Below are 18,075 nucleotides of genomic sequence, written 5' to 3' on the forward strand. Positions count from 1 at the left end.
ATCCCGCCGTGAGGACGACAGCGCGACCGTGACCGAACCAACTCCCGCACCGGGCGAATCCGATCCGCCGATCGGGCTCGACCTGGTCGCTCCCGAGGTGTACGCGCCGATGCTGCGGCGCCTGTCCCTGGCCGCCATCGGCGTCGGCGTCGGTGCCGCGCTGCTGGCGGCGGTGTGGGTGAGCTGGCCGATCGCCGTCCTCATCGGTCTCGTCGTCGGCGCGCCAACCGTCGGCTACGCGCTGGCGCTGCGGCGTCGGCGGATGTGGTTGCGCGGCAATACGATTCACGCCCGCACGCTCTTCGGTGAGCGGCGGATCCCGCTCGCCGAGGCGACTGGCGTGGAGATCCTGGTGTATCCGGGCCGATTGAGCCGAATCGTGCTGCGCGTGACCGCCGGGCCGGATACCCAGATCATCCCGCTGGCGATGTATACCGACGCGGGCAGCGGTCGCGAACTGCATCTGCTCGGCCTGCGCAAACTGGCCGACGGGCTGGCCGCCAGCCAGCTGGCGACCGCGGTCGCGGTCTCGGACATGCTGGTGCATCAGCTGCGCGCCGAGGCGCGCGATGCCGGGCTGGGGGAGCGTCCGCTCTATCGGGCGGTCACCCTCGTCCGCGCCAAGGACTACGTCTCACCGGTGGTGCTGACCGATAGCGAAGTGGCCGAACTGAGCTGAGATGTCTGTTACCTCACGGTCGGCCGACTCCGGCCGTGCGGCTGGCTAGGGTGGAAATCGCCAGATCATCCGGCCGACCGCTGAGGAGTCGCTGTGAGTGCTGCCGCCCGACCCGCGCCCGTGACCGTCGCCGTGACCGGCGGGGCCGGCCAGATCGCCTACGGATTGCTCTTCCGGATCGCCTCCGGCGCCATGCTCGGCCCCGATACCCCGATCCGGCTGCGTCTGCTCGAGATTCCGGCCGCGGTCGCCTCGCTGGAAGGTGTCGCGATGGAACTCGAGGACGGTGCGTTCCCGCTGCTGGAATCGGTCGATATCAGCGACGATCCGTGGGAAGGATTCGACGGCGCGAATATCGCGCTGCTGGTCGGCGCGCGCCCGCGCACCGCGGGGATGGAGCGTTCGGATCTGCTGGCCGCCAACGGCCCGATCTTCACCGATCAGGGCGCGGCGATCAACGCCAGCGCCGCTGACGACGTCAAGGTGCTGGTAGTGGGCAACCCGGCCAATACCAATGCCTACATCGCCATGACCAATGCCCCCGACGTACCGGCCGAGCGGTTCACCGCGATGACCCGGCTCGACCACAACCGGGCCATCGCCCAGCTGGCCAAGAAGACCGGAGCCGCGGCCGCCGAGATCGAGCGGGTCGCGATCTGGGGCAACCACTCGGCGACCCAGTACCCCGACCTCACCCACGCCACCGTCGCCGGCCGTCCGGCGCTCGAGATGGTGGACTCCGGCTGGGTGCGCGAGGACTTCGTGCCCACCGTGCAGCAGCGCGGTACCGCGATCATCCAGGCCCGCGGCGCTTCCTCGGCCGCCAGTGCCGCCAGCGCCGCGATCGACCACATCCACGATTGGGTGCTGGGTAGCGCGGGCGACTGGGTGTCGATGGCGGTGCCCTCCGACGGCTCCTACGGCGTACCCGAGGGTCTGATCAGCTCGTTCCCGGTGACGTGCGCCCACGGCGGGTACACCATCGTGCCGGATCTGGAGATCGACGAGTTCTCCCGTGCGCGGATCGACGCCTCGGTCGCCGAGCTCGACGCCGAACGCGGTGCGGTGATCGATCTGGGGTTCGCGAAACCGGCCTGAGCCGCCGCTCAGCCGACCGTCCAGGTTTCGGTACCGGTCAGCAGTTCTTGCAGATCGGCGCGACGGCCCTGCTTCGCCGCCGCGGTCTGGGCGCGCACGGCGTCGTCGTAGGTGGGGCGGGTGACGTCACGGAAGACGCCGGTGACGACGTGCTCGAGCCCCTGATCCGACAGCCGTGACAAGGCATAGGCGTATTCGGGCGCGTCGGTGTGCGCGTCGTGCACGATGATCTCGCGCTCGCCGACATCGGCGGTGCGTGCCACCGCGAGCCCGAAACCATCGCGCACGACAGCGAATTCACCATCGGCGCCGAAGACGACGGGCTGCCCGTGACGCAGCGGGATCAGCCGGGACTCGCTGTCGCCGCGGCGCAGCACATCGAAGGATCCGTCGTTGAAGATCGGGCAATCCTGCAAGATCTCCACGAACGAGGCGCCCCGGTGTGCGGTGGCCGCGCGCAGCACCTCGGTGAGCCCGGCGCGATCGGAATCCAGTGCCCGCGCGGCGAAGGTGGCTTCGGCGCCGAGCGCCATCGACAGCGTGTTGAACGGGTGATCCACCGACCCCATCGGGGTCGATTTGGTCACCTTCCCCGGTTCCGAGGTGGGGGAGTATTGGCCCTTGGTCAGGCCGTAGATCCGGTTGTTGAACAGCAGGATCGTCAGGTTGACGTTGCGGCGCAGCGCGTGGATCAGGTGGTTGCCGCCGATCGAGAGCGCGTCTCCGTCACCGGTGACCACCCACACCGACAGATCCGGTCTCGTCACCGCCAGGCCGGTGGCGATGGCGGGTGCGCGGCCGTGAATGGAATGGATGCCGTAGGCGTCGAGGTAGTACGGGAAGCGGCTCGAACAGCCGATCCCGGAGACGAACATCAGGTTCTCCTTGCGCACCCCGAGTTCGGCGAGGAAACCACGCACGGTCGCCAGGATGACGTAGTCGCCGCATCCGGGGCACCAGCGCACTTCCTGGTCGGAGGCGAAATCCTTGGCGCGCTGCGGGCTGTCCGAGCGCGGCACCGCCGCGGTGCCCGACGCGTCGGGCATGCCGAGAAAGGCGCCGGTTGCGGTGAGGTCGATGATGGTCATGAGCGGCCCCCGGGGCTGCGATAGGTGGCCCGCGCCCTGGCGGCGAAGGCCTTGTCCTGTTCCATATCGTCGAGTGATCCGTCGAGTGCGGCGTCGATGACGCCGACGAGTTCCTGAGCGGAGAACGCGGTGCCAGCGACCTTGGTCCACGGCCGGACATCCACCAGGTAGCGGGACCGCAGCAGCATCGCGAGCTGCCCGCTGTTCATCTCCGGCGCGACCACGGTGCGGTAGCCGCGCAGCAGCTCACCCAGATTCGGCGGCAGCGGGTTGAGGTGGCGCAGATGCACATGTGCGACCGGGACGCCGCGTCGGCGCGCTCGCCGGCAGGCCTCGCCGATCGGGCCGAACGAGCTGCCCCACCCCACCAGCAGCAGTTCGGCGCGGCCGTCCGGGTCGTCGACCTCGACTGCCGGGACGGTGATCGCGTCGATCTTGGCCTGCCGCAACCGCACCATCAGTTCGTGGTTGGCCGGATCGTAGGAGATCTCGCCGCTGCCATCGGATTTCTCCAGACCGCCGATGCGATGGGCCAGTCCGGCCGTACCCGGCACCGCGAGCGGGCGGGCCAGTGTCTCCGGGTCGCGGGCGTAGGGCTGGAAGGGGCCCTCGGCGGGCGCTTCGGTTTCGAAGCCGGGATCGATGGGCGCGAGCTCCTCCACCCGCGGAATAGCCCACGGCTCCGAACCATTCGCGATCGCGCCATCCGATAACAGCAGCACCGGGGTGCGATAGGTCAGTGCGATACGGGCCGCCTCGACGGCGGCGTCGAAGCAGTCCGCGGGTGAGCGTGGCGCCAGCACCGCGACCGGTGATTCGCCGTTGCGCCCGTAGAGGGCCTGGAGCAGATCGGCCTGTTCGGTCTTGGTCGGCAGGCCGGTGGACGGGCCGCCGCGCTGGACATCGATGATCACCAGCGGCAGTTCGGTCATCACGGCCAGACCGATCGTCTCGCTCTTGAGCGACAGTCCCGGCCCGGAGGTACTGGTGACGCCGAGCGCTCCGCCGAGTGCGGCGCCGAGCGCTGCGCCGATGCCCGCGATCTCGTCCTCGGCCTGGAAGGTGGTGACGTCGAAGCTCTTGTGCCTGCTCAATTCGTGCAGGATGTCGGAGGCCGGGGTGATCGGATACGAGCCGAGGAAGACCGGCAGGCCCGCCAGCCGGCCCGCGGTGATCAACCCGTAGGCGAGCGCGGTATTGCCGGTGATCTGACGGTAGGTGCCGGGCGGCAGGGCCGCGCGGGCGACGGTGTAGGTGGTCGCGAAACTCTCGGTGGTCTCGCCGTAGTTCCAGCCGGCCTGAAAGGCCAGGATATTGGCCTCGGCGACGGCGGGGGAGTCGGCGAACTTCTCCCGCATGAAGCGTTCGGTGCCGCCGAGTTCGCGCCCGTACATCCACGACAGCAAGCCGAGCGCGAACATGTTCTTGGCGCGCTGGGCGGCCTTCTTGCCGACGTCGGCCGCTTCGGTGGCGGCCAGCGTCAGCGAACTCATCGGCACCGGATGCACCACCACATCGGCCAATGTTCCGTCGGTGCGCGGATCGCTGGTGTAGCCGACGCGGGCCAGGTTGCGTGCGGTGAATTCGTCGGTGTCGAGGATGACGATGCCACCGCGCGGCAGATCGCCGAGATTGGCCTTGAGCGCGGCCGGGTTCATGGCCACCAGCACGTCGGGCTGATCGCCCGCGGTGAGGATGTCGTGGTCGGCGATCTGGATCTGGAACGACGACACCCCGGGCAGTGTGCCCTGCGGTGCGCGGATCTCGGCCGGGAAGCTGGGCTGGGTGGCGAGGTCGTTGCCGAAGGCGGCCGCCTCATGGGTGAAACGATCGCCCGTCAGCTGCATGCCGTCGCCGGAATCGCCCGCGAAGCGGATCACCACCCGATCCACCGGGGTGGCGGCCCGCACTGTCGAGCCGGGAACTGCTGCCCGGCCCGCGATGTCGTGGTGGTCGACCATGTGCCTGCTTCACTTCCTGTCGAAGAGAGCTGCCCCTGGCCAACCTACTCCGCTCGGCGGGTGGGCTGCCGGGAAAGTGGGCGATCCTGGGCGCGTCGCAGCACGTCAGCGTGGCGGAGCGGCTGATCAGGCGAAAAGCGCCAGTTGCGGATCGACCGCGGCGGGCGCCCGCGGCACCGTCTCGGCGGGCTCGGGCGTCTCGCGGGTGAGCCGATGCCGTTCCAGCAGTGGGTCGATGCGGCCGCGCAACCACCGCGAATACTCGGGCGTGACGTAGGCACCGCGGCCGTAGAGCTGGCGGTACCGGCGCAGCAACGCCGGATGGGTCTCGGCCAGCCAGCCGAGGAACCAGCCCCGGGTGCTGCCACGTAGGTGCATGGGAAAGGCGACGACGCTGCGCGCGCCCGCATCGGCGATGGCGGCGAACAGCTCGTCCAGATGGCCACTGCTGTCGGTGAGGTAGGGGATCACCGGCGCGACCATGACATCGACCTCGAAACCCGCATCGGCGAGCGCGCGCACCAGCTCCAGCCGCGCCTTGGGCGACGGGGTGCCCGGCTCGACGCTGCGATGGAGTTCGGGATCGAGCATGGCCAGCGACACCCCGATGTGCACCGGTACCTGCCGCGCGGCGAGGGTGAGCAACGGCAGATCGCGGCGCAGCAGCGTGCCCTTGGTGAGGATGGAGAAGGGGGTACCGGAATCGGTGAGGGCCCGGATGATGCCAGGCATCAGCCGGTATCGGCCCTCGGCACGCTGATAGGGGTCGGTATTCGTACCCAGGGCGACGGTTTCGCGATGCCAGCTGCGGCGCGCCAGTTCGCGCCGCAGTACCGCGGCGATATTGGTCTTGACGACGATCTGATTGTCGAAATCGGATCCGGCGTCCAGATCGAGGTATTCGTGCGTGCCGCGGGCGAAGCAGTACCGGCAGGCGTGCGAACACCCGCGCATCGGGTTGATCGTCCACCGGAACGGCAGGCCCGACTCCTCGGGCATCTTGTTCAGCGCGCTCTTACAGAGCACTTCGTGGAAGGTGATGCCGTCGAATTCGGGGGTCTGTACAGTTCGGACGAAGCCTGCCCGGTCCAGGCCGGGCAGCGCGCCGTCGTCGGCGTCCAGGGTCTGGCTTTGCCACCGCACCCCGCTAGTCGAACATGCGTTCTAACCGCTGTCAAGCAATCTGGCGTGATTGCGGCGGTGTGGTGCCGGCCGGGTCGGCGAAGAACGCCACCAGGTCGCGCACCGTCTCCTGGAGCGGTCGCGGCTGGTAGCCCAGTTCGCGAGTTGCCTTGCCGTGGTCGACGATCGGCGCCGATACCAGCGCCCCGATGGCGGCCTTGGACACGATATCGGTGCCGAGGCGTTTGCCGATCGGCTCGAGCACCGGCATGAGCCCGGTGATCACCTTGGGTGAGATGACGAACCGCGGGCCCTTCTTGCCGTTGATCGTCGCCGCGGTGCGGCAGACGTCGAGCATCGAGGTCATTTCGCCGCCGAGCAGGTAATTCTCACCGGTGCGGCCCTTTTCGCCGGCCAGGATCAGGCCTTCGGCCACATCGCGGACGTCGACCAGGTCGAATCCGCCGCCGATCATCGCGGGCACCCGGCCGAGCGCGGCGTCGCGCAGGGTGCGGTTGATCCGCGACAGCGGAGTGCTCAGATCGCGCGGGCCGTACACGCCGGTCGGATTGCACAGCACCGCGTCGAGTCCCTGTTCGATGACCGCGCGCAGCTCGATCTCGCCCTGCCACTTGGAACGGTCGTAGACCGGCAGTGCCGGGTCGGTCGAGCGCGCCGAGGTCTCGTCGATGCTGCCGCCGCAGGTGTACTGGTCGAAGGCGTGGATGGAGCTGGCGTGCACCATCCGGCGTACCCCGGTGGCGAGGGCGGCCTCGGCCACCACGCGCACGCCTTCGGTGTTCACCCGCCAGGCCAGATCGTTCTTCTCGGCGAGGGTGATCACCGCGACGAGGTGGTAAACGATCTCCGCGCCCGCCAGGGCCGACCGCATGGATTCGGGGTCGAGGACGTCGGCGGAGACCCAGGTGACGCCCGCTGGGCCGGGTTGGTGCGGCACGACCCGGTCGATCGCCGTGATCTCGTGTCCGCGATCGGCGAGCAGGGGGAGCAAATTCGTGCCAAGGTACCCGGCTGCGCCGGTCACTGCGACCTTCATGGGACAGAGGATATAGAACTTGTTCTAATTTGCAACACGTTCCAGTTTTCTCGCGCGCCCGTATGAGGGGTCGAGCGATGTCGGCGTCGTCGGCTATATTGGGCCGCAACCGAAGCGGCCGTGCTGTCGGGAGAACTTGCGCTGTAGGGGCAGACGAGCGGACGTTCGAGCAACGCGATGTTGACGACACTGATGTTGATGAGGATTGGGGGGCAGCTCCATGAGTGATGTCTCGGTAGAAACCGAAGGGCTCCGCGCGTTCGGCGCCACGAATGCGGCGATCGCGGGCGATATCGCCGGGGCGGGGAATATGGATGTGGTCGCCAGCGTCTCGGCGATGACTCCGGTGTTCGGGCTGATCGGGGCCGATTACCTACTGTCGTTCGCGGCCGCGCAGGTGCTGCAGGCGCGCGATATCAACGACCTATCCGATAAGTACGCCAAGCTGTCGCAGGCCGCGTTCAGTTCCGCTACCAATTACGACGTCACCGATCTCGGTAACGCGGGCGATCTCGGCAAGGTCGCAGGCGAGATCGGCGGTGCCCTGTGAAACCACTGGACGCCTCCGGCGCGTCCGGCGTGATCGCGCCGGAGGCCGAACAGTCGCTGATGGAGCAGGCCCGCGATCAGGTCGCCGCGGCCGCCCAGCAGGCGTCGGCCGTGCCGCTCGAGCAGCAGGCGATCCTCGACCTGCCGATGCCGCAGCTGCCCGCCGACCTCCCGCCGATCGAGCCGCCGGAATTCGTACTGGCGCAAAAGATCACCGAGGAAGGTCCGGGTGTCGGCGCCGCACCGGTCGGCATGCCCGGGCTGTCCGGTCTCGGCGCGCCGGTCGCCACGCCCGAAGATGTCCTCAGCGGGCTGCCGCCCGAGGCGTCTGCCCTGATCGGTGATGCCGGAGCCGTGATCAACCACGCCGCGGCGCCTGTCCTCGACGCCGCCCAGGGCGTGCTCGGGCAGGCCGGCGGTGCGGTGAGCAGCGTGATGGGCGGATCCTCCGCCGCGAGTGCCGCCTCGGCGGCGGGTGCCGCCGCCACTCCGGCCGCTGCGGCGCTCCCGGCGCTGCCCGCCGATCCGGTCGGCGCCTTGATGAGCGGTATCGCGCTGCCCGCTCTGCCCGGGATCGACATGCTGTTCAAACCCATCCTGGATCTGCTCGGCAGCTTCGGCACCGGCGTCATGGGGGCCTTCGACCCCACCGCCATCCTCAGCCAATCCTCCAAGGTCATCGAGATGGCGATGCAGGTCGGCAAGGGCAGCCTCGGTGCGGTCGAACAGGTCTGGCAGAGCCAGGCCGCCACGGCCGCGCAAGACGCGGGTCAGAAGGCCAACAGCGAGGGCATGGAGACAAGTCAGCGCGGGATCGACATCTCCGAGCTCACCCAGCGCGCGGCCGCGGTGGTGCAGCAGGGCAATGCCCAGCTCACCACGATCGCCACCTCGTTCGCCAGCCAGGCCGTCGCCCTCGCGCCGGTGATCATGACCCCGCCCGCCCAGGCCACCCTGATGGCCACCGCCACCGAACATCTCGGCCAGGCGGTCAGCGTCGTCAACGCCACCCGCGGCGATCTGGCGGGTAAGACCGCCGAGCTCAACGGGCTGGTGAGCCAGCTGGTCGGGCAGAACGGCCCGGCGCCGGCGGAGATCGCCCAAGCGGTCATGCAGAACGTCGGCGAGCCGCTCATGTCGCAGGCCGAGGAGGTCGCCACCACCGCGGCCGGTTTCGATTCCGGCACCAGTGGCACCAACGGCCTATCCACCAGCGCCGCCAGCTACGGCAGCGGTGGTTCGGCCGGCAGCGGCGGCGGCGCCGGAGCGTTCGGCACCGGCGGGTTCGGTCGGGGCGGCAGCGGCGGTTCGGCGGGGCGCGCCGGTAGCGGCGGCGTCGCCGGAATCCCTTCTCTGCCGGGCACATCCGGTGCACCGGGCGGTGTCGCGCTGCCCGGCGGTATGCGCGCACCCGTCGCCGGTATGCCGATGGGCGCGGGCCTCGGCACCACGCCTGCCTCGAGCTCCGGCTTCATGGGCGGCCCCGGTGCCGCCGGTGCCGCGGGGCAGCGCAACAACAACGAGGACGAGCACTCGCGCAACGTCGACCCGTACCGCAGCCGCACCGGCAACGACGACCTCACCGGTCCGCTGGGCGAATCCACCCCCGAGGTCATCGGTGCCACCAACACCGACGAGGGCGACGGGTCCGATTACTACCAGGACCAGTTCTAGAAACGGTCCGCCATATCGGCACGACAACGGCCTCGCACCGAAACCGGTGCGAGGCCGTTGTTTTCGTCCGCCGCATCCGCGCCGTGGACGTGCGCGGTGGCGTCTCAGCGAGCGGCCGGGTTGTCCAGATCTCGGGCGGAGTAGGTGTCGCAAGCCTGCATGCGGCCGCTCTGATAGCCGGCCAGGAACCACTTCTGCCGCTGCTCCGACGATCCGTGCGTCCACGCCTCCGGGTTGACCCTTCCCTGCGCGGCCCGCTGGATCCGGTCGTCACCGACCGCCGACGCCGCCGACAACGCGTCCGCGATATCGGTATCGGAGAGCTTCTGCAGGAACGGCCGCCCGTCACCGCCGGGGGCCGGCATCTTGTCCGCGTAGTGCGCCCAGATCCCCGCATAGCAATCGGCCTGCAACTCGGTGCGCACCGCACCGGATTCCGGGCCGCGCGGATCGCGCTGCGCGCGGCCGATATCGCCGAGCAGGGTCTGGATGTGGTGGCCGAACTCGTGCGCGACCACATACTCCTGGGCCAGCGGACCGCCACTGGAACCGAACCGGTCGACGAGCTCCTGGAAGAAGCTGACATCGAAGTAGGCGGTCTGATCGGCCGGGCAGTAGAACGGCCCGACCGCGCTGGTGGCATTGCCGCAGCCGGTGGACACCGAGCCCGAGAACAACACCAGCTCCGGCTCCACATAGTCGACGCCTGCCTGTTTCGGCAGCTCGGCCGCCCACACCGCGTCCAGGCTCTGCGCGGTGAGCACCACCCGGCAGTCCACATACCGGTTGGCGTCCGCGGCCGTGCGGCAGTGCTCGGGCGTGCCAGCGGTCGGCTGGGACTGCACATCCTGGGCGCCGGTGAACTGGCCGAGCACCGATCCCGGGTCGCCGCCGAGCAGCAGCGTCAACACCAGCACGATCAGTCCGCCGGCGCCGCCACCGAGGGCCAACTTGCCGCCCATGCCCGGCCCGCCGCCGGATGAGGCTCGATTCGGGTCGATCTGCATACCCTCGTTGAAGGTCATGAGAATCCCTATCTGTGACGTGTCCGCTACAGCTTCGCACGGGTGGACCCGATATCGGTTTCCGCTCGGCGAATGTGTCTCACTACGATGGCTTGCACCGGGAGGGCGTTCCGGTGTCACATTCGTCGAAAGGAACATCGTGCTGCGCACCCACTTGGCTGGTTCGCTGCGAAGCGAGCACGCCGGTCAGACCGTCACCCTGAGCGGCTGGGTGGCCCGGCGGCGTGACCACGGTGGCGTGATCTTCATCGATCTGCGCGACGCCTCCGGAGTGGCGCAGGTGGTGTTCCGTGAGGGTGAGGCGGCCGAACAGGCGCACCGGCTGCGGGCGGAGTACTGCGTCAAGGTCGTCGGCGTGGTCGAACAGCGTCCCGAGGGCAACGAGAACCCCGACCTGCCCACCGGCGCGATCGAGGTCAACGTCAGCGAGCTCGAGGTGCTCAACGAGAGCGCGCCGCTGCCGTTCCAGCTCGACGAGCAGCCCGGTGAAGAGGCCAGGCTGACCCACCGGTACCTGGACCTGCGCCGAGAGGGCCCGGCCCACGCCATCCGGCTGCGGTCCAAGGTCAACGCCGCCGCCCGCCGGGTGCTGGCGCGCCACGAATTCGTCGAGGTGGAGACGCCGACGCTGACTCGCTCGACCCCCGAGGGCGCCCGCGACTTCCTGGTGCCCGCGCGCCTGCAGCCGGGCAACTTCTACGCCCTGCCGCAGAGCCCGCAGCTGTTCAAGCAGCTGCTGATGGTCGGCGGTATCGAGCGCTATTACCAGATCGCGCGCTGCTACCGCGACGAGGATTTCCGCGCCGACCGTCAGCCGGAGTTCACCCAGCTCGACATCGAGATGAGCTTCGTCCGCCAGGAGGACGTGATCCTGCTGGCCGAGGAGATCCTGGTGGCGCTGTGGGAACTCATCGGCTACGAGATCCCCACCCCGATTCCGCACATGACCTACCACGAGGCCATGCGTCGCTTCGGCACCGACAAGCCGGACCTGCGCTTCGGGGTGGAGATCACCGAATGCACGGAGTTCTTCAAGGACACCCCGTTCCGGGTGTTCCAGGCTCCGTACGTGGGCGCGGTGGTGATGCCGGGTGGAGCGAGCCAGCCGCGCCGTCAGCTCGATGCCTGGCAGGAATGGGCCAAGCAGCGCGGGGCCAAGGGCTTGGCCTACGTGCTGATCGACGAGGACGGCGTGCTGGGCGGCCCCGTCGCCAAGAATCTCAGCGAGACCGAACGCGCCACCCTCGCCGACCACGTCGGCGCCAAGCCGGGTGACTGTGTGTTCTTCGCCGCGGGCGCGCCCAAGGCACAGCGCGCGCTGCTCGGCGCCGCGCGCGGTGAGATCGCGCGCAAGGTCGGCCTGATCGACGAGGACGCGTGGGCGTTCGTGTGGATCGTGGACGCACCGCTGTTCGAGCCCGCCGCCGAGGCGACCGCGAGCGGCGATGTCGCGCTGGGCTATTCGGCCTGGACCGCGGTGCATCACGCGTTCACCTCGCCGAAGCCGGAGTCGATGGACACCTTCGACACCGATCCGGGCTCCGCGCTTGCCTACGCCTACGACATCGTCTGCAACGGCAACGAGATCGGCGGCGGCAGCATCCGTATCCATCGTCGCGATGTGCAGGAACGGGTGTTCGAGGTCATGGGCATCAGCCATGACGAGGCGCAGGAGAAGTTCGGATTCCTGTTGGACGCCTTCGCTTTCGGTGCGCCGCCGCACGGCGGCATCGCCTTCGGCTGGGACCGGATCACCGCGCTGCTTGCCGGCATGGACTCCATTCGTGAGGTCATCGCGTTCCCGAAGACCGGTGGCGGTGTCGACCCGCTGACCGATGCGCCCGCGCCCATCACCGCGCAGCAGCGTAAGGAAGCCGGCCTGGACGCCAAGCCGGAAATCAAGGGCGTGACCGAGGTTTCGGCCGACGGCGCCCCCACCGCGCCCGAAACCGTCGAGCAGTAGCGACTTACGTCCACGATGGCCGGCCCCACGGGGGGCCGGCCATCGTCGTCTCCAGGGCTGCTCAGATGGCCGAGACGAGCCCTCCGGTCATCGTGCGGTAGGCGTAGGTGACCGCGATGGTCGCCACCGGGCCTGCGACCAGCAGACCGAAACCGCAGGCCAGCAGGCCGAGCAACGCGACGACCAGCACCGTGAGCATTAGCAGGATCACCGGCCAGATATTGGTGATCACCAGCTTGACGCTCGAGGTGATGGCCTCGATCGGACCCTGATTCTGATCGATGACGAAATGCAGCGAGAACATGCATCCCATCCCGACAGCGATACCCGGCAGCAGGCACAACGCCGAGGCGAGCGTGGTGGCCAGGAAGGCCAGCCCCGCGGTGAGCAACACATTGCCCGCGGCGCCGAGGTGGAAGTAGGAGCCGAAAGTCGCTGGATAGCCGTTGGTTTCATAGAGCGCGCCGCGCACCATCGCCGCTTGCAGCAGCCACAGCCCCACCGAGACCGCGAGGAAGATGAACAGCACCGTCAGCGCCGAGCGCGGCGCGAGAACCTGCACGACCGCCACGAACAGCAGATAGATCACCAGGCCCAGCGCGCTCACTGCCAGCCAGGGGCCAGGATTTCGCCGGAATTTCTCCCAGCCGTAACTGAGTGCGTGGCCCACGTCGAGCGGGGCGGGCACGCCGGTGCCGGTCTGATTCAGATAGCCGTAGGTGGGCGCCTGTGGGTCGGGGCCGGTCCCCGGTGGGCCGTAGGTCGGCTGCGCCTGCGACTGATCCAGCGGCGGCGCAGGTTCGACCGGTTCGTTGCCGTAATTGGCCGCGCCCGGGCCCTGGAACTGCGGGTATCCTGCGGCGCCCGGCATTTCGTGACGGCCGTGGCCCGAGGGGGAGGACGCGGACGGGTCGCCGCCGGGGACCTGCCCGGTGCCGCCGCCCGGCGCGGGCTTGTCGCCGGACGGTTGCGGCGTGGCGGATGGTGTGTCGGTCACGGTGGTCGACCTTTCGGGTCAGCTGGTTTGCGGTGTGGCGCACGGTAGTTGACGACCAGGAAACAGCACGGCTGACATCGTCTCAAGTGATCGGCGCGCTCTACCAGAGCGGCGCGCGGACACGCCGAGCGACACGGAAAGGTTGCCCAACCGCTCGCTAGAAGTGACCCGATGCGAGTACTTTGATCTGTGATGACCGCACTATTGGCCGAACGCGCCACCGAAGTCGTGTCCGCAGCACAACAGTTGCTCACAAAGCGCATGGGTGCTCCGGTGAAGCTGAGCGATCCGATCGAACTCAGCGGTAGTGGTAGGACGACGGTCCTACGCGTGCGGGTTGCCGAGAACGCTTTCTCGCTACCGCGCACCCTGATCCTCAAGCAGGTGCGCGGCGCCGCGCCGATGCCGCGCAACGCGGGCATCACCCCCGGCGTCGCCAGCATCGACTCCGCGTTCCTGCGTGAGGCGGTGTCCTACCAGTTCACCACCGCGCTCAGCCGTGAACAGCGTCCCGGCGCCTACCTCATCGCGCACAGCCTGCCCGATCGGCTGCTCGTGCTCAGCGACCTGGGAGAGAACACCTCACTCACCACCGTGCTGCGCTCGGGCGCCGAACCGGCCACCCAGAACGCCATGATGGCCTTCGCGCAGGCGCTGGGCCGGATGCATGCGGCGACCGTCGGCCGCGAGGCCGATTTCGTGGCGCTGCTGCGCCGGGTTGATGTGGCCCACCGCATCGACGGCATCGCCCAGCAGGCCGAGGCCGCCGTCGCCGAGGTTCCCGCCCTGCTGCTGCGTGAACTCGGCATGGAGGTCCCCGACGAGCTGGCCACCAAGATCACGCACGGGGCCCGGCTGTTCTCCGGCGGCCGGTTCCGCGCCTTCAGCCCGTCGGATCTGTGCCCGGACAATGTCATCCTCAACGACGAGGGCGCCCGCATCCTCGACTACGAGTGGGGCGGTTTCCGCGATGCGACCCTCGACATCGCCTATGCGCTGGTCTCGTTCCCCGGCTGCCTGTGCGATGTGGAACTCTCGCGCGAGCGCGCCGCCCATATGGTCGAGGCCTGGCGCGCCGAGGTCGTCGGCGTCTGGCCCGCCCTCGCCGACGACGGCCTGCTCGCCGAGAAGATCCTGGAAGCGCGCCTGATCTGGGTGTGGCTGTCCACCTACTGGTTCCTGCCCGCCGATCACGGCCGGATCGCCGCTGCCCGCGAACACGGGCTGTCGGTGCCGCGTTCGGAGGCGCTGATCAACCGTTGGGCGGCCCTCGCCGAGGACGCTCGCGTCACCGGCGACGACGTCATCGGCGATTTCGCCGAGGCGATGACAGCGGTGCTCGTGGAGCGCTGGGCCGAATAACGGCCAAGGAAGATCGGGGCGCCCGGAATCGCGGGTGCTCACCGCCGTGCCCCGCGCCGGGCTCCGAGCCGCCGCGGAGTCGGGCCGGTCAGCCGGCATGCGCAACGGGCCCGCCGCCGCAACGCCGGGGCGGCCGACGACCGGGCCACGGCGACCCTGTCCACCCGAGCCACGGCTGCCGGTACCTACCTCACCGACCCCACCCTCAGGGAGTCGACGCGGTGCGCGCAGAGCAGACCGGTCAGCTCGCGGGAGTGGCCCTCGGCTCCACCCGGCCGCCCGCCGGTACGGCGAACGACGCGCCGTGGCGGACGCCCGACTGCGGGTCGGCGACATCGAGGACGTAGAACCAATCCATCTGGGTCTGCGCGGCCGTCACCTCCAGCACACCGAAGCCGTGCGAATCCAACTCGACGTAGCGCAGATGCCGGTTGACGCCCTTGACCGCCTCCTCCACCGGCACCGCGGCCGTCCGCGGCGGCGCCTGCAACACCTCACCCAGGCTGGACGAGGTCACCGACGGCACCACGAACTCCGCCCCGACGACGCGGCCGGCCGGGTCGGCGGCGTTCACCGGCAGATCCGCCGCCCATGAGGAGTGGATGTCGCCGGTCAGGAACACCACGTCCGACACCCCGTGCTCGGTGATCGCCCGGTACAGGCGGGCACGGTCGGCGGTGTAGCCGTCCCACTGGTCGGCATTGACGGGCAGGCCCGACTGCGGGACGCCCAACGCTTGGGTGAAGGCCGCGGTCGTCGCCGGATCCAGCGGCGGAAACACCAGCGGCGCGATCATCACCGAATTGCCCACCAGCTTCCACCGCGCCGTCGACGACGCCAGCCCGGCGGTGAGCCAGTCCATCTGCGCGCGCCCGGTGATGGTGCGCTGCGGATTGTCCACCTCGCGCCAGCCCGCGCCCGGCTTCACTTCCTGATCGCGGTAGCTGCGCAAATCCAGCATCGACAGCTCCGCCAGCGTGCCGAAACGCAACCGCCGATAGATCTGCACACCCGAACCCGAACGCGACGCCCGGACCGGCATCCACTCCAGATAGGCCCGCGCCGAAGCTGCCTTCCGGTCGGCCCAGGAACCCTGCGACACCGGATCGTGTTTGCCCGAACCGCCGGACCAGGAGTTGTCGGCGGATTCGTGGTCGTCCCAGGTGCAGATGAACGGCAGCAGCGCGTGCAGGCGTTGCAGATCGGGATCGGTTTTGTACTGGGCGTGGCGGATGCGGTAGTCGGCCAGGGAGACGATCTCGTGCACCGGATCGTGCGGGCGCACCGATCCGGTCCGGCCGCCGTACTCGCCGCGTCCGTATTCGTAGAGGTAGTCGCCCAGGTGCACGATGGCGTCGAGGTCGGTGCGGTCGGCCAGATGACGGTAGGCGGCGAAGAACCCGGCCTCCCAGTTCGCACACGACACCACCCCGAACCGCAGCCGGTCTGGGGTGGCGCCGAGTGCGGGCGCGGTCCGGGTGCGCCCCACGGGAGAGCGCTGGCCGAGGGCGGTGAAGCGGTAGAAATACACGCAGCCCGGCGCCAGCCCGGTGACATCGACCGTCACGGTGTGGTCGGTGTCGACGGTCGCGGTGACCGATCCGGAGGCGGTGATCGAGGCGAAGTTCTCGTCGGCGGCCACTTCCCAGCGCACGGCCGCGGCGGCGCCCGTACCCGAGCCGGGGGTGGCGTCCTCGGCGACGGTGACCCGGGTCCAGATGATCACCGCGTCGGGCAGTGGATCACCGGAGGCGACACCATGGCGGAAGACCGGCGCATTCGCCCGGGCAGGAGCGGCGAGCGCGAGACCTGCCCCGGCCGCGGCGACCGCGCCACCGGCCAAGACCGTGCGTCGCCGCACCACCGCAGTATCTGAAACGAGCACGTTTTCAGCCACGATCATTGATCACAACCCATCGGCGGGGGACTGGCAAATCGAACCGCGGCGCGGCGGTTCGATCCGCGCTCCCGGTGTGTCGGACCCGGCCGGTAGCGTCATCGACGATGAGCGAGCGAACTATGAACGCGGTCGCGCGGGCGTTCATGACGCGGCCGAGCACCGGCAGGCAAGTGTCATGAGCGACGGGCTGTTCGACGTGCCCGGCGCGGCGGCGCCCGGCACCTCCGACACCGATATCACCTTCCGCGGCCCCGGCGCGGCGGCGCCACTGGCCGTGCGGATGCGCCCGGCCACGCTGGAGGAGGTCCTCGGCCAGCAGCACCTGCTCGGCCCCGGGTCACCGCTGCGCAGGCTGATCGAGGGCTCCGGCGCGGCGTCGGTGCTGCTGTACGGCCCGCCCGGCACCGGCAAAACGACGTTGGCCTCGCTGATCTCCCGGGCCACCGGCCGGCGATTCGAGGCGCTGTCGGCGCTGTCGGCGGGCGTCAAAGAGGTACGCGCGGTCATCGACCTGGCCCGCAGGCGGCTGACGGCCGGCGAGCAGACGGTGCTGTTCATCGACGAGGTGCACCGCTTCTCCAAAACCCAGCAGGACGCGCTGCTGGCCGCGGTGGAGAACCGGATCGTGCTGCTGGTCGGCGCGACCACGGAGAACCCCTCGTTCTCGGTGGTCTCGCCACTGCTGTCGCGATCGCTGGTGCTGCAACTGCGCTCGCTCACCGACGACGACATCCGCGCGGTGCTGCGGCGCGCCATCGACGACGCGCGCGGCCTGGACGGGCAGTACACCGTCACCGAGGCCGCCCTCGACCACATCGTGCGCATCGCCGGTGGCGATGCCCGCCGGGCGCTCACCGCGCTGGAGGCGTCGGCAGAGTCCTCGCTCGACGGCACCGTCGACGTCGATCTGGTCGAGGCCAGCGTCGACAAGGCCGCGGTGCGCTACGACCGGGCAGGCGATCAGCACTACGACGTGATCAGTGCGTTCATCAAGTCCATCCGCGGATCCGATGTCGACGCCGCGTTGCACTACCTGGCCAGGATGCTGAGCGCGGGGGAGGACCCGCGGTTCATCGCGCGCAGGCTGATGATCCACGCCAGCGAGGACATCGGCATGGCCGATCCGACGGCGTTGCAGACCGCCACGGCGGCGGCGCAGGTCGTGCAGCTGGTGGGATTGCCCGAATGCCGGCTCGCCCTGGCCCAGGCCACCATCCATCTGGCGACCGCGCCCAAATCCGGCGCCGTGGTGGCGGCCATCGGGGCCGCGATGGCCGATGTCTCGGCCGGCAAGGCCGGTGCGGTCCCGCCGCATCTGCGGGACGGTCATTACGCGGGCGCGCAGCAGCTCGGCAACGCGCAGGGCTACCGCTACCCGCACGATGATCCCGGCGGGGTGCTGGCCCAGCAGTATCCGCCCGACCAACTCGTCGGCGTCGACTACTACCACCCGACCGACCATGGTCACGAGCGCGCGGTCGGACCCCGCGTGGAGAAGTTGCGCCGCATCGTTCGCGGCGAGTGAGCCGGCGGGCAGCGGGTGTGAGCTGCTCGGCCGACTCGATGAAAAACCGGGTGCGCCGCACCGGTAGGCTGGATA

14 protein-coding genes are annotated in these 18,075 nt (G+C 69.4%); 7 read left to right on the plus strand and 7 right to left on the minus strand.

The window, feature by feature from the left end; translation table 11 throughout:
• Positions 1 to 28: 28 nt before the first annotated feature.
• Together AC5W7N_RS11350 and AC5W7N_RS11355 are read left to right on the plus strand one after the other, a co-directional pair.
• Entirely contained in the window at positions 29 to 679 is a 651-nt protein-coding gene (locus AC5W7N_RS11350) for a hypothetical protein (protein WP_194991424.1), read from the plus strand.
• Between the two features lie 93 nt (positions 680 to 772).
• Complete coding sequence (locus tag AC5W7N_RS11355) at positions 773 to 1,777, plus strand: malate dehydrogenase (protein WP_163814631.1); 1,005 nt, start codon at positions 773 to 775, stop codon at positions 1,775 to 1,777.
• Positions 1,778 to 1,785: 8 nt separating this feature from the next.
• Here AC5W7N_RS11355 and AC5W7N_RS11360 read toward each other — a convergent pair whose 3' ends face one another.
• The 4 genes from AC5W7N_RS11360 to AC5W7N_RS11375 all read right to left on the minus strand — a co-directional run bounded on the left by AC5W7N_RS11360 (position 1,786) and on the right by AC5W7N_RS11375 (position 7,005).
• A complete protein-coding gene (locus AC5W7N_RS11360) occupies positions 1,786 to 2,865 on the minus strand; it encodes a 2-oxoacid:ferredoxin oxidoreductase subunit beta (protein ID WP_163814630.1) in 1,080 nt (359 codons plus the stop codon).
• Positions 2,862 to 4,826, minus strand: a complete 1,965-nt coding sequence (locus tag AC5W7N_RS11365) for a 2-oxoacid:acceptor oxidoreductase subunit alpha (protein ID WP_495923653.1) — start codon at positions 4,824 to 4,826, stop codon at positions 2,862 to 2,864. The genes AC5W7N_RS11360 and AC5W7N_RS11365 overlap by 4 nt, the downstream gene beginning before the upstream one ends.
• A 126-nt stretch (positions 4,827 to 4,952) precedes the next feature.
• Entirely contained in the window at positions 4,953 to 5,969 is a 1,017-nt protein-coding gene (locus AC5W7N_RS11370) for an Rv2578c family radical SAM protein (protein WP_163814629.1), read from the minus strand.
• A 31-nt stretch (positions 5,970 to 6,000) separates the two neighbouring features.
• Positions 6,001 to 7,005, minus strand: coding sequence for an NAD-dependent epimerase/dehydratase family protein (locus AC5W7N_RS11375; RefSeq protein WP_163814628.1), 1,005 nt, complete (start codon positions 7,003 to 7,005; stop codon positions 6,001 to 6,003).
• Between the two features lie 220 nt (positions 7,006 to 7,225).
• On the opposite strand from AC5W7N_RS11375, the gene AC5W7N_RS11380 reads away from it, so the two are divergent.
• Together AC5W7N_RS11380 and AC5W7N_RS11385 are read left to right on the plus strand one after the other, a co-directional pair.
• Positions 7,226 to 7,555, plus strand: a complete 330-nt coding sequence (locus tag AC5W7N_RS11380; RefSeq protein ID WP_163814627.1) for a type VII secretion target — start codon at positions 7,226 to 7,228, stop codon at positions 7,553 to 7,555.
• The gene (locus tag AC5W7N_RS11385) at positions 7,552 to 9,228 is read left to right on the plus strand and encodes a hypothetical protein (protein WP_195019632.1); all 1,677 of its coding nucleotides are present in this window, start codon (positions 7,552 to 7,554) and stop codon (positions 9,226 to 9,228) included. The genes AC5W7N_RS11380 and AC5W7N_RS11385 overlap by 4 nt, the downstream gene beginning before the upstream one ends.
• A gap of 104 nt (positions 9,229 to 9,332) precedes the next feature.
• Here AC5W7N_RS11385 and ypfJ read toward each other — a convergent pair whose 3' ends face one another.
• Positions 9,333 to 10,253, minus strand: a complete 921-nt coding sequence (gene ypfJ, locus AC5W7N_RS11390) for a KPN_02809 family neutral zinc metallopeptidase (RefSeq protein ID WP_163814625.1) — start codon at positions 10,251 to 10,253, stop codon at positions 9,333 to 9,335.
• Between the two features lie 139 nt (positions 10,254 to 10,392).
• On the opposite strand from ypfJ, the gene aspS reads away from it, so the two are divergent.
• Entirely contained in the window at positions 10,393 to 12,216 is a 1,824-nt protein-coding gene (aspS, locus tag AC5W7N_RS11395; protein WP_495923655.1) for an aspartate--tRNA ligase, read from the plus strand.
• Between the two features lie 61 nt (positions 12,217 to 12,277).
• On the opposite strand, the gene AC5W7N_RS11400 is transcribed toward aspS, so the two are convergent.
• Positions 12,278 to 13,213, minus strand: a complete 936-nt coding sequence (locus AC5W7N_RS11400) for a DUF2189 domain-containing protein (protein ID WP_495923657.1) — start codon at positions 13,211 to 13,213, stop codon at positions 12,278 to 12,280.
• Between the two features lie 192 nt (positions 13,214 to 13,405).
• Between AC5W7N_RS11400 and AC5W7N_RS11405 the strand changes: the two genes are divergently transcribed.
• Positions 13,406 to 14,575 carry a phosphotransferase family protein gene (locus tag AC5W7N_RS11405; RefSeq protein WP_194989971.1) on the plus strand — a complete coding sequence of 390 codons (1,170 nt, stop codon included), beginning with the start codon at positions 13,406 to 13,408 and terminating at the stop codon, positions 14,573 to 14,575.
• Positions 14,576 to 14,816: 241 nt separating this feature from the next.
• Here AC5W7N_RS11405 and AC5W7N_RS11410 read toward each other — a convergent pair whose 3' ends face one another.
• Positions 14,817 to 16,478, minus strand: coding sequence for an alkaline phosphatase D family protein (locus tag AC5W7N_RS11410; RefSeq protein ID WP_495923659.1), 1,662 nt, complete (start codon positions 16,476 to 16,478; stop codon positions 14,817 to 14,819).
• A gap of 172 nt (positions 16,479 to 16,650) precedes the next feature.
• On the opposite strand from AC5W7N_RS11410, the gene AC5W7N_RS11415 reads away from it, so the two are divergent.
• A complete protein-coding gene (locus AC5W7N_RS11415) occupies positions 16,651 to 18,000 on the plus strand; it encodes a replication-associated recombination protein A (RefSeq protein WP_495923661.1) in 1,350 nt (449 codons plus the stop codon).
• The last annotated feature ends 75 nt before the right edge of the window (positions 18,001 to 18,075 follow it).

It is taken from the genome of Nocardia sp. CDC519, from assembly GCF_059509835.1.